The organism is Neobacillus sp. MER 74 (assembly GCF_023714155.1).
In genome coordinates, this window is record NZ_JAMAUV010000005.1 from 280170 (window position 1) to 292400 (window position 12231).

Consider the following 12231-nt stretch of genomic DNA (forward strand, 5'->3'; position numbering starts at 1 on the left):
CTTTCGAAATACGAAAAAATATACATGTCAAACATCTACTAAAGATGTATAATAATTGCAATCTATTTACATTGTAATTGAAATGAGAAAGAAGTGAAACAGTTGGCAAAAGCGCAAAAATATCAGATATACATGCTATTAGTATTTGTAATGGCCACATGGGGGCTGAATGTCATTGCGACGAAAATCATTGTTACGGCCTTTATGCCAGAGACCATTACTGCACTAAGGGTATTCACAGCGGGCATCTGTGTATTTATCATCCTTGGTTTTTTTAAGAAAGTCAGGCTGCCCTCAAGAAAAGAGTTTCGGTATATTTTTTTCGCATGTCTTTTTAACGTGGTATGCCACCATTTCTTTTTGTCACTTGGGTTATTAAAGACTTCTGCAACAAACGGGGGTCTTATTTTAGGACTTGGTCCCTTGCTCACGACAATTGTTGCCTTTTTCTTATTAGGAACTAGGATCACGTTGATTCGATTGTTGGGAATCATAATGGGTTTTATGGGTGTTACGTTTATTGTGTTATTTGGAAATGCTGGAGTAAGTACAGTTTCCAGTGGAGATATTTATGTGTTCCTGGCAATATTCGCTCAAGCATTTAGTTTTAGTTTAATTAAAAAATGTTCCGAAACTCTGGATCCACGTTTGATGACAGGTTATATGCTAGTGATTGGTTCTGTCATCTTATTTATCATTAGCCGTTTTACAGAACCAAATGGGCTGAAAGAAATTTCTCATGGTTCTGTCAGCGTTTGGATGATATTTTTTGCTTCCGCTATTATTGCCACGGCTCTTGGTCATATGATTTACAATAATGCCATCGGTAAAGTGGGTGTAGCTGAATCGGCTATTTTTATCAATTTCAACCCGTTTTTCGCCTTGATTGGTGCCGTTATTTTTCTCGACGAGCAGATTACGGCATCGCAAATATTTGGTTTTATTTTCATACTTGCAGGTGTTTTATTTGGATCTGGTGCGTTTGAGGAGTTCCTATCTCAATCCAAGCACAAAAAGAATCAATTATATTTGAATAAAGTAAAGGACTTGCATTAATGTGGCTCAAGCTTGAGTCACTTTTTTTATCCACAAAAAACTCAAACCCAATACACCTCAAGTCCTAGAATAAAATAAATCTCTGGTTCATTGAGGATAGCGAGAGGATTTCTTATCCTTAACTAGAAGATGTAAGGAAAAGGGGATGGGAAAAGTGAAAAGAATTATCTTTCTGTTATTGGTGATCACCGGATTATATATTCTCTATAATCAAGTTTCTGCGTTTGATTGGTTTAGTAAAACAGATAATAAAACCACAGAGGCAGCAATGACCAAGGATATTGATGTTATTGAAGTAGATATTTCCAGTGTAAGTACAACAATTATTCCAGAGGATCGGAAAGATGTGAAAGCCATCTACAACGGCAATGATAAGCTAACCGTTAGAGAGCACGGCGACACCATCGAGGTTTCAGTCAAACATAAGGGATTTGGTTGGTTCGACTGGTCTCCTTTCTCAAAAAAGAAGAAATTAGTAATTTATATCCCAGAAGATTATCACCGTGACATGCGCATCAGTTTAGGTTCGGGGAATGTTAATTTTTCAGGACAATCCAAAAGTAATCCGTTAAAACTAGACGAATTATCTGTTGATATTGGTTCAGGCAACATGGACCTAAAAAACATGATTATCAACAATTTCGAACAAAATGTAGCGTCAGGAGATGTAGATATTAAATCACTACAAACAGAAACTGGATCGTTTGATGTAAGTTCTGGCAGCCTGGATGTGAAGGAATATACCGGTGCCATTCAAGCGAATGTTTCCTCTGGGGAACTTGATTTTCAAGTAGATCAACTGACAGATTCAATTGATATTGAAGTCAGTTCCGGAGATGTAAAGTTAGACCTTCCTAACAATGCGGATTTCACCTTAGACGGAGACGTTGCCAGTGGGGATATCATTTGTGAACTGCCATTGACATCAAAAAACATTAAGAAAAGAAGCATCGAAGGAATTCATGGCTCTGGTAAATACAAAATAGACCTGGATGTGTCAAGCGGCGATATTACAATCCGTTAAGTTTCAAAAGCGCGTGGATGTGTGAATTCATGCGTTTTTTTATTTTATTGCTTAAAGGAACCATAATCCGAAAAATATCATATCTTATTCTGGCTTGCGTTTTAAATATGGAAGGAGAGTTACCATGTATTACTATCCCTGCCAATATCCAATCTACCCTCCATTGTCTGCATACCCGCCTCACATCGTATTTCACCCGTATCCAAGGAGTTATCCGCCAGTAGATGTAAAAATATTTGAGGGCTCCGTCAAGTCATTTCGACTATTAATGGACCAAGGGAGTATTTTGTTAGATCGCTTAGGGGACGTTGGCTTCGCTCGGAAAATGATGAGTGCAGCCCAGCAAGGGAAAAAAGCGGAAGTTGATCATTTAATTAGTTCCGTTGGATTAAAAGTACCTGTTGAAACTAGCTTTACACCATCTGGCGTCCAATTCGAACTCTACGCTTCACCGCATCCAAACAATCCTGAAAGTTGCTGCACGTTAAAAGTGTCGATGAAATGGGGGAAGTAAATAAATATTTATCAAAAAAAGTGGTATCCCCATCACACGCGGATACCACAACTTTTTTTACTTTGCAATTGCACTATATTTAATTTTTAACACTAATATCGTTACAGCTAAAATTAACGTAATAGAGTTAGCAACAATGATTGGAATATCTTTCACAAATAGCCCATACACCAGCCACAGAAAAACTCCACTTGTGAACAAACTGTACATGACTAAGGATATTCCTTCGGTATTTTTCTCTTTAATAGTTTTAATTGCCTGTGGCAGGAATGAAAGGGTGGTTAAAATAGCTGCAGCATAGCCGAAAATTGGTATGAGTTGTTGCATTCTTTTGTCTCCTTAAAGCCATATATCCTTTAATGTCCATGATTCTAATTTAATTAATTTGGCTGCTCCTCCCTCACTAAATAATTCTACAGAAGTACTTAACGGGTCAGGATAAATGCGTGATGTCATTACTGTTTCTCCATTATTTACAAACAACTCCAATGATGACCTGTCAATAAATAGGTGGAGTTTAATAGATTCATGGTTTCCAGGTACAACGCTTGTTCTTATTCCGCCTTCTCCTTTACCCGAGTAATTGCGGTCAACACAAATTTTATCTTCTTTTACATCATATATTACAGAAGTTTTTTCTCGCCCATCCTGGGAACATCGAACACGGATACCAAACTTTTCAGCAGAACATTCCTTCAGAGAAAACTCAGCAATAATTTCTAGGCATTCACCCTGAATTTGTTTCAAAATTATTTTCTCTGAAATGGTGGTTTCTGGTACATAAATGTATTCATTCCGTATCTTCAGCAACTCTTCAATAGGGACCATAGATAAGTTGCCATTTTCATTGAATTTCAATTCACGAGGGATGGTCAATGCTCCTGCCCAACCGTGCTCTTGCTCGGGCATATGTGATTCCCACATATCCATCCAACCAATCACAATTCTTCTTCCTTTGTCATCTAGAAAAGATTGACCTGCATAAAAATCGAACCCTTTATCCAATTCCAAAAATTCACCGTGAGAGAATTTCTTAGAATTATAATCAAACTCCCCAATTAAACAACCATTTTGGTATAAGTTCTGGTAGTGATCTCCCTCAGGTTCAACTCCCTGTGGTGAAAAGAGAAGAATATGTTTTCCGTCCAATTCAATGAAATCAGGACATTCAAACATATAACCAAGTTTGCCTGTACTCTCTGCTAAGACACCTTGATATTCCCAAGAAATTAAATCGTTAGATTCATATAAAACGACTCTTCCGAGGTTATCCTTTTGACTTCCGATTACCATATACCATTTATCCTCTTGCTTCCAGACCTTTGGATCACGAAAATGGGGCGAGCCTTCGCTAGGAGGTTCCGCAATCACAGGATTGCTTGAATGTTTTTCAAAATGGACACCATCGATACTTTCCGCAATGCACTGATATTCGATAAATTCATCTGTTTCCTCGTTCAAGGTAACGTGGCCAGTGTAAATCAATGTTAATTTTCCATTATTGTCAACTGCACTGCCGGAAAAACATCCACTTTTGTCATACTCTTCACCTGGGGCCAATGCTATCGGGAGATGCTCCCAATACACCAAGTCCTTACTTTTCACATGTCCCCAGTGAATCGGACCGCCTTTTGCGCTGTATGGATGATGCTGGAAGAACACGTGGTACTCCCCGTTCCACTGAATTACTCCATTAGGGTCATTAATCCAGTTTGCTGGAGCCATAATATGATAGCCAAGGCGAAATGGAGTATTTTTTACGTTTTTACTTGCCTCCTGAATAGTAGCCTGTGCTTTTGCCAAACGTTGTTGATGTTCCTGTACCATGAATATCCCTCACTTTTTTATCAGCAAAAAGAAAAACGATGAAGCGATTAAATTCAATTGCTTTTCATCGTTATCTTTTACTAGTCATCTATTATTCTATAACTCCTTCAAATGCCAAACAAAGCTTTGGAAGTCTCCCTTTATTTCTACCGGTATAGAGAGTCCAACATAAGAAAGTTCATCCCCGCCAAATACCTTTTCACTACCGACAACTTGATATTGTTTCGTAATATCGATTCCCTTCAGTCTTAATACTGTTGTTGGTGCAGCTGGCTCAGCCAAAACCCGGAAATAGTATACGATTGCTTCTGTCTTGTCCTTAGTCGTGAAAAGCCATGCCGTTTCATTTCCATCAAAAGGACTTTGCAATCGATAAAAATCACCAAACTGAATTAATTGGCGAATTTCCTTATAGTGGGAAATTTGCTTTTTGACGATTTCCTTTTCATCTTCAGTTAGTTTGGTTAAATCAAGCTCATAGCCTAAATTTCCAGACATTGCAACATCTCCGCGCATTTCTAAAGAAGGACTTCGATGAACCTGATGGTTTGGTACCGCCGATACATGTGCACCTATGGTAACGATCGGGTAAACAAGACTCGTGCCGTATTGAATCTTTAGCCGTGAGACTGCATCTGTATTGTCACTTGTCCATGTTTGCGGCATGTAATAGAGCATTCCCGGATCAAATCTGCCTCCTCCACCCGAGCAGCTTTCAAATAAAACATGCGGGAAGGAAGAAGTGATAGATTCCATCACTTTATATAATCCCAGCATATAACGGTGCGCTGTCTCTCTTTGTCTTTCAGGAGGAAGAGCAGCCGAACCGATTTCGGTCATATGGCGGTTCATATCCCATTTCACATAGGAAATTGGTACACTTGCTAAAATATTACTAATTCTTTTAATCATTTCATAGCAAACATCTTCCCTTGAAAAATCCAATATTAGCTGATTACGGCTCTCCGAACGATTTCGTCCAGGTACATGCAAGCACCAATCTGGATGTTCTCGGTATAGATCGCTATCAACAGAAATCATCTCCGGTTCAAACCAAAGCCCAAAATCCATTCCCATTTCTTTGACCCGAAGAGCGAGATTATCCAAGCCTTCGGGCAGCTTTTGGCGATCCACGAACCAATCACCTAACGAAGTAGTATCATTGTTTCTCTTGCCAAACCATCCGTCATCTAAGACAAATAATTCAATCCCTAATTCACGGCCAACTTCGGCAATATCCATAATCTTTTCAGCAGTAAAATCAAAATAAGTTGCTTCCCAGTTGTTTACTAAAACAGGTCGCTCTTTATCCCGGAAAACGCCTCTTACAAGGCGGGAACCGTACAACTCATGAAAGGTTCTTGACATACTTCCGAGACCTTCTGATGAATACACCATAACAGCTTCCGGTGTTTGAAAATCTTCACCTGGTGCAAGCTTCCAGCTAAAATCAAAAGGATTTATTCCCATTGTGACTCTTGTATTATTAAATTGGTCCACTTCCACCTGTGCAAGGAAATTACCGCTGTACACAAAGTTAAAAGCATATACTTCGCCAGTATCTTCCGTTGTCCCTTTCCTTAATAGAGCTATAAACGGATTATGCTGATGGCTGCTTGCCCCTCTTGTGCTTTCAACGGACTGGATGCCATGACGCAACTGCTGCCTTTCAATATGCCTTTCCTTTACATGCGCTCCATGCAGATGTAAAAACTCAAAATCGGCATCCCTAAAATCAACGCTAAGACTTTGAGCACTTAACAGCTTTAATGACTCTGCTCCATCATTAATAAATCGTACCGAACGCGTAATGGCATTAAGTTGCTCGAAAACGGTATAGCTTAAGATCACTTTTAAGCCGATGAAGCTATCCTCCATAGTAATTTCAAGCGTTTCTGCCTCATCCTCGTCTTCAACATATGTCGCAGGAAGCCCATCTAACGGAGCCTTTCCTTTAAAAATCGTATGGGACGCATACCTTAAATCCGATACAGTTGAACCATTGTCTAACTGCACTTGATATGCTGGTTTCCGATAATCGGTATTCCCATACTGCGGATATTCCTGAGGAAGAGTATCTAATGAAAAGGTTCTGTCTTCTTTATACGGATTTCCAGAGAAACCACGGTCTAAAAGCTGTAATGGATTTGAATGACGATATTTGTTTATTTTTTTACCCCAGTATAGATGAAGCAAGTATCCGTCACGAACAATTTCCATTACATAACTAGTATCTTTTGCCTGCAAATGAAAGGTTTTATTTTTAGAATCAAATTGAATTCCCATAAAAAAATACAACTCCTAAGGTGTTCTATTTAATAGCACCCTTTACAACCCCGCCAATTATCCATTTTTGTGCAAAGATATACACAATCACCATTGGTGAAAGGGCTAATAAGTAAGATGCGAACGCTAAGTTAAAGTCAGTGCCAAACTCAGACTGAAATATATATTGAACTAATGGAAGTGTTGCATCAGCCGGATCATTCAAGATAATCAACGGCAGCATAAAGTCGTTCCAAGCCCATAAACATGTTAAAATTCCAACCGTTGCATTAATTGGAGTTAATAGCGGGAAAATCACTTTCCAAAATACTCCCCATGTACCGCAACCGTCTACGATAGCTGCTTCCTCTAGTTCCTTGGGAATCGAGCGGATGTAACCTGCGTAAATAAAGATATTTAATGCAGCTCCATAGACTATATATAAAAAGATTAGTCCACCTTGGTTATCCATGCCAAAAGCTGCGGTCTGTTTTACTAGCGGAAGCATAATAATCGGAAATGGGATAAACATAGCACTGACAAAATAGTAGTACAGTCCTTTAAAAAATTTCTTATCCATATTTCTCGCAATCGCATAAGCGACCATTGAATTTGTTAAGATTGTAAAAACCACCGTAACAACCGTAATCAAGGCACTATTTTTGAAGGCGGCAAAAAAGTTGGTCGCTTCGATAGCCTTGCTAAAATTCTCAAAATGAAGGCCTGTTGGAAGAGAAAGTACCGATTGCGCCATCTCGTCCGGTGTTTTTAATGCAATGGAAACGGCAATATACAACGGGAAAAGTATGAATAACGACCCTAAAGCGATTAAAATGGTAACGGGCCAGTTCGTTTTTTGTCTCAACATTACATATCCATCTCCCTTTTTTGAAGTACCTTAATTTGAATTACAGAGATGACAACAATCACAATAAAGTAGATAACGGAGTTGGCTGATTGGTAGGCGAACTCTCCCCCCTGAAATCCACCTTTATAAATTAATAGCGAAATCGATTCCGTCGCACGGCCTGGTCCGCCACCTGTTAAAGCAACAATCTGGTCAAAGACCATAAGGAAGTTTTTCATCGACAGTACCATATTGATAGTAAAGAATGGCGCAATCATCGGGAAAGTAATTTTCCAGAATTCCTGCCATTTATTGGCTCCATCAAGGCTCGATGCTTCATATAGTTCAGATGGAACGGTTTGCAAACCTGATAAATATAAAATCACATTGAATGCACATGCCTGCCATACCGCTACAATGACGATTCCTAACCAGGCAAACTTCTCACTGCCTAAAATATTGATAGAAAGGAACCCAATATCTAACTTATCTCCTAAATTTGGGATGACATTTGAAAAAATAAAATTGAAAATAAACCCTACAATTAATACTCCGAGCACATTAGGTAAGAAGTATGTTGCTCGAAAAAAGTTCTTTCCTTTAATTTTTGCGTTTAATCCTATCGCGATCAAGAGACTTAAAACATTTACGAGAATGGTCGAAATAATTGCAAATTTAAACGTAAATAAATAAGAGTTTAGAATATTTAGGTCTTTAAAAAGGTTTAAGTAATTTTTTATTCCAACAAAGTCGTAAGTGAAACTTAAGCCGTCCCAGTTTGTAAATGAATAATAAATGCCTTGAAGCGCTGGATAGGTATGAAAAATAGCGAAAAGAAGAAGCGCAGGCACGGTCATTAAATAAAAAGGTACGTTTTTGAGTTTCATAGTTTTCTTCTTTACTTTTTTACTAGTAGTAGGAATACTCCCATTTTTTAAGGTGAGTTCTTCTTTACTCACTTCTTTCACTCCTTTATTTATAAAGATGGAGAAATTAGGATTCTCCCAATTTCTCCATGATTAAATTATTATTTACGGTTGGCTACTTTTTCCCATTCAGTATCTAGGGTTTTCAAGTATTGCTTAGCATCTTTTTTCTGAGTTAATACTTGCAATTGTTTATTAAGGGCTACAGCAGTTGGTACATAGTGGTCAGGGAAGTCAACGACTGCACCTTTTTCAAAGCTTGCTTTTAATCCTTCTAACTCAGGTGCTTCCTGTACGATACCTTTTTTTGCTGAAAAGGCGTTTTGCTGTGTAAGGTATTCTTTCATATTTTCATCGCTTAAAAGAAATTCAATGAACTTTTTAGCTTCTTTCGGATGCTCTGTAGTCGAAGATTGAGCAAGTAATAAATCTACACCTGATACAACTTTTGAGTCACCAATTGGGTAAGGGAATACACCTACTTCAATGTTTGGATTTGCTTTTTTAATTTCTGGAATCGCCCAAATACCTTGGAGATACATAGCAGACTCACCTTTTGCAAAGGCTACGTTTCCATCATTATACGCTTTACCATTCTGATCTTTATGGCCATATTTGAGCAAGGTTAATAGCTTTTCAGCTGCTTCCTTGTGCCCTTCAGCAAATTTTGTATCTCCTTTATCTAACTTTTTAAAGAAGTCATCTCCCTGTGTGTTTGCTGCCAGCACATTGTAAGCAGGTAAGGCTGTCCAAGCATCTTTAAAGGTAAAATAAAATGGAATTTTCCCTGCAGCTTTTACTTTTTCTGCGGCCGCGATAAACTCTTCCCATGTTGTTGGTACTTCAATGCCTAATTCTTTGAAAATAGTTTTATTATAAATTACTGCATTTGCATTTGCCGCATAGGGAATTCCATATACTTTGTCCTGTTTTGAAATATCCTTTAACATGTCAATATACGCTGGCTGAATGTCATTTAGTGCACTGTCTTTCGAAACATCTTTCAAAGCCCCTGCCTTTGAAATCTCTGCATAGGATACATCCCCGCCCATTCCAATAACATCAGGAAGATCACGTTTGGCTACCCGCGTTTTTAATACTGTTACAGAATCTGGTGGATTAGTAACAACAATATCAATATTGGGGTTTTCTTTTTCAAATTTTTTGGCTAATTCACTAAATGTACCTTTTGCTTCAGATTTGTACTCTAAAAACTCAATCTTCACCTTTCCATTTGAACCACCTGAAGCTTCTTCCTTATTGCCACATCCCGCAAGAACAGAAAGCGCTATCATACCAGTTGCAACTAACGAGATTGATTTTTTCATAGAAAACCCCTCCAAATTTTAAAAATTTTTTATTTATAAATGAACTCGGGTGTGAATACAAATAGCTATTTATAACCTCACCAAATCCATTTGTATAACACTTTTATCGTTTGTTTGCACTGACACTATCTCGAAAAATAAGCTCTGTTGGAAGGACCACCTTGAGAGGTACTGTTCTTCCCTGTAAGCGGTCATATAGCAATTTAACTGCTGTTCTACCCATTTCATCCCCATGCATTTTTACAGTAGAAAGGCGTGGATTCATATAAGCAGATGCCTCAATATCATCAAAGCTAAACACCGATACTTCATTAGGAACCTGGATATTCGCTTCATGTAAAGCACGAAGTACTCCTAAAGCCATTGGATCACTTCCTACGACAATTGCGCTTGGAAGTTGTCCACTTTCCAATAGTTCCTTTGTTAATGAATAGCCGCTTGTCGGTCCCCAATCACCCTCTAAGACATTGGCAGGATTATAAAAACCTTTTTCTTTCATTATTTTTTCAAAAGCACATTTTCGCGTATCTACTTTATCAAAGGTTTTATTACTGCTAACTCCAAATACCGTTCCTTTTCCGCCTAAATAAGCGATATCAATATGACCAAGATCTATTAAATACTCCAATACTTGGTTTGTTGCTCCTTCAAGATCAGAAATCACAACATCTACTGTATTCACTCGAGGCAGATAATCGACAGCAACAATATTATCATTTTCATAGTAAATTTCTTTTAAATCCTCAATATCTACATCACCAATGACAATGAGTCCGTCTAGACCACTCAAACTCTCTGATGTAATGGTACTTTTTCCAACCGTCATGGTAGCGACGATATTAAGCGAATATTGATTACAAATACTTTCTACTCCAAGTCGGATTGACTGAAAGTATGGATCAACAGTTTCATCGTTTAACATGATCAGTCCAATATTATTGGATTCTGTTTTTTTATCTGCTTTTCCATTCTTTCTTCTCAAAGGTTTATAGTTTAACTCATTAACTATTTCAATAACCTTTTTTCTAGTATCCTCAGATACAGAGAGCGTTGGATCATTATTTAATATCCTTGACACCGTTGCAGTTGAAACATTAGCATGTTCGGCTACATCTTTTATAGTTGCCATTTTTTCACCATCATCCTTAATTTAGTTAAATTAACTAAACTTTATATTAATAATATAACAGATAATACGCTTTCATACAATATATTTTTAAATTATTTCAATAATACAGTAATATTTACTATATGTTTTAGTTACGTTTACTAAATAAATTACAAAAAAGAGTAAAGATAACTGTGATTTGTAGTTATCTTTACTTCCTACTGTTTACTATTAGAAAAAATATATCATTCAAAAGACTTTCTTTTATTCAGTTTAGGTCTGGTGGTTTGCATGGTGCACATAAAACAATCCTGGGCAGCTTTTTCACCTCAATCACTACAAAAACTCGGATGTAATATCCCCATTGAGGGATCTGTTGTTTTTATAAGCCCAAAAAAGAGAGTCAAAAAGTTCCCACTTTTCGACTCTCTTTTTACATTGGTTTTCTAGTTCCTAGGATCCACAAAATCAGGATAATCTGTTATAATTCCATCTACATTCATTTTTAAGAGAAATTCTGCAGCTTCATGACTGCGCACAGTCCAGGATTGTATTTTCATACCGTTTGCGTGTACTTGCTTGACTAATTCTTCCGTTACAATTCCGTAGCTTGGGTTAAAGTAATCAGCGTATGCAGCAAATTCCTTTAATGATTGTTCAGATGTGTCCGCTCTATTCGACGTAAGGACACCAATCGGTACTTTAGGCAACAGGCTATTTATTTTTTTCATGGATTCAAAATTAAAGGATTGAATAATGATTTTTTCATTTTGCGGTTTATTCAAGTTACGGTCTTTTAATTCTTGGGCTACCATTTCTTCAATTCCAGGATAGAGTTCAGGTGCCTTCAATTCTATTAAAATACCAATCTTCCCATGATAGCGGTCAAGAATTTCATCAAATGCAGGAATCTTTTCCCCTTTAAATTGTTCCCCTTTCCAGCTGCCTGCATCAAGACTTCTGATCTGGTCAAATGTTAAGTCTTTAACATACCCTGTACCATCTGTTGTTCTATCAACCTTTGTATCATGAATGATGACCAATTTCCCATCCTTGCTTCTTTGAACATCAATTTCAATATAATCTGCTTTCATGTCTACCCCTTTATCAAAAGCAGCAATGGTGTTTTCAGGCGCATAACCTGATGCTCCGCGATGGGCAACGGTATCCATTTTTCGTAACTCCCCAGTTGTTTCGGCAGCAAAAGCCTGCTGAAACGGACTAAATAATAAAGTAAAAGCAAGGCCCGTCCCCAATAACATTGTTTTTTTCATTTTTCCTCATCTCCCTTTTGTATGTTTATTACATAGAAAATTGTATGAGAAAAATGTTAAGT

Annotated in this window: 11 protein-coding genes; 3 read left to right on the forward strand and 8 right to left on the reverse strand. The window is 37.7% G+C overall.

Going from position 1 to position 12231, the window contains the following annotated elements; translation table 11 throughout:
• The first annotated feature begins 93 nt into the window (after positions 1–93).
• The 3 genes from M3610_RS11915 (at position 94) to M3610_RS11925 (ending at position 2594) form a co-directional block, all read left to right on the forward strand.
• On the forward strand, positions 94–1056 hold the full coding sequence (locus tag M3610_RS11915; RefSeq protein WP_251459389.1) for a DMT family transporter: 963 nt from the start codon (positions 94–96) through the stop codon (positions 1054–1056).
• 145 nt (positions 1057–1201) lie between these two features.
• Positions 1202–2080 (forward strand): LiaG family protein, encoded by an 879-nt coding sequence (gene liaG, locus M3610_RS11920; RefSeq protein ID WP_396953644.1) that lies wholly within the window; start codon positions 1202–1204, stop codon positions 2078–2080.
• A 124-nt stretch (positions 2081–2204) separates the two neighbouring features.
• Positions 2205–2594, forward strand: coding sequence for a YuzC family spore coat inner layer protein (locus M3610_RS11925; protein ID WP_098575816.1), 390 nt, complete (start codon positions 2205–2207; stop codon positions 2592–2594).
• Between the two features lie 57 nt (positions 2595–2651).
• Here the strand turns inward: M3610_RS11925 and M3610_RS11930 are convergent, their stop codons facing one another.
• The 8 genes from M3610_RS11930 to M3610_RS11965 form a co-directional block, all read right to left on the reverse strand.
• A complete protein-coding gene (locus tag M3610_RS11930; RefSeq protein ID WP_098575817.1) occupies positions 2652–2921 on the reverse strand; it encodes a SemiSWEET transporter in 270 nt (89 codons plus the stop codon).
• A gap of 12 nt (positions 2922–2933) precedes the next feature.
• The gene (locus tag M3610_RS11935) at positions 2934–4421 is read right to left on the reverse strand and encodes a glycoside hydrolase family 32 protein (protein WP_251459393.1); all 1488 of its coding nucleotides are present in this window, start codon (positions 4419–4421) and stop codon (positions 2934–2936) included.
• A 96-nt stretch (positions 4422–4517) separates the two neighbouring features.
• Positions 4518–6707 (reverse strand): alpha-galactosidase, encoded by a 2190-nt coding sequence (locus M3610_RS11940; RefSeq protein WP_098575819.1) that lies wholly within the window; start codon positions 6705–6707, stop codon positions 4518–4520.
• 25 nt (positions 6708–6732) lie between these two features.
• Positions 6733–7554, reverse strand: a complete 822-nt coding sequence (locus tag M3610_RS11945) for a carbohydrate ABC transporter permease (protein ID WP_180230209.1) — start codon at positions 7552–7554, stop codon at positions 6733–6735.
• Positions 7554–8420 (reverse strand): carbohydrate ABC transporter permease, encoded by an 867-nt coding sequence (locus tag M3610_RS11950; RefSeq protein ID WP_098576149.1) that lies wholly within the window; start codon positions 8418–8420, stop codon positions 7554–7556. The genes M3610_RS11945 and M3610_RS11950 overlap by 1 nt, the downstream gene beginning before the upstream one ends.
• A gap of 140 nt (positions 8421–8560) precedes the next feature.
• Positions 8561–9787, reverse strand: coding sequence for an ABC transporter substrate-binding protein (locus tag M3610_RS11955; protein ID WP_251459396.1), 1227 nt, complete (start codon positions 9785–9787; stop codon positions 8561–8563).
• A gap of 103 nt (positions 9788–9890) precedes the next feature.
• Positions 9891–10916, reverse strand: coding sequence for a LacI family DNA-binding transcriptional regulator (locus tag M3610_RS11960; protein ID WP_098575821.1), 1026 nt, complete (start codon positions 10914–10916; stop codon positions 9891–9893).
• A gap of 425 nt (positions 10917–11341) precedes the next feature.
• Positions 11342–12169: a glycerophosphodiester phosphodiesterase gene (locus M3610_RS11965; RefSeq protein ID WP_098575822.1), complete on the reverse strand. Its 828-nt coding sequence runs from the start codon at positions 12167–12169 to the stop codon at positions 11342–11344.
• Positions 12170–12231 lie beyond the last annotated feature (62 nt).

Excerpts from the sequence above, each read along its gene's own strand:
- M3610_RS11960 (WP_098575821.1), bottom strand. The coding sequence starts at position 10,916 with ATGGCAACTATAAAAGATGTAGCCGAACATGCTAATGTTTCAACTGCA.
- liaG (WP_396953644.1), top strand. The coding sequence starts at position 1,202 with ATGGGAAAAGTGAAAAGAATTATCTTTCTGTTATTGGTGATCACCGGA.
- M3610_RS11955 (WP_251459396.1), bottom strand. The coding sequence starts at position 9,787 with ATGAAAAAATCAATCTCGTTAGTTGCAACTGGTATGATAGCGCTTTCT.
- M3610_RS11930 (WP_098575817.1), bottom strand. The coding sequence starts at position 2,921 with ATGCAACAACTCATACCAATTTTCGGCTATGCTGCAGCTATTTTAACC.
- M3610_RS11945 (WP_180230209.1), bottom strand. The coding sequence starts at position 7,554 with ATGTTGAGACAAAAAACGAACTGGCCCGTTACCATTTTAATCGCTTTA.
- M3610_RS11950 (WP_098576149.1), bottom strand. The coding sequence starts at position 8,420 with ATGAAACTCAAAAACGTACCTTTTTATTTAATGACCGTGCCTGCGCTT.
- M3610_RS11935 (WP_251459393.1), bottom strand. The coding sequence starts at position 4,421 with ATGGTACAGGAACATCAACAACGTTTGGCAAAAGCACAGGCTACTATT.
- M3610_RS11925 (WP_098575816.1), top strand. The coding sequence starts at position 2,205 with ATGTATTACTATCCCTGCCAATATCCAATCTACCCTCCATTGTCTGCA.
- M3610_RS11965 (WP_098575822.1), bottom strand. The coding sequence starts at position 12,169 with ATGAAAAAAACAATGTTATTGGGGACGGGCCTTGCTTTTACTTTATTA.
- M3610_RS11940 (WP_098575819.1), bottom strand. The coding sequence starts at position 6,707 with ATGGGAATTCAATTTGATTCTAAAAATAAAACCTTTCATTTGCAGGCA.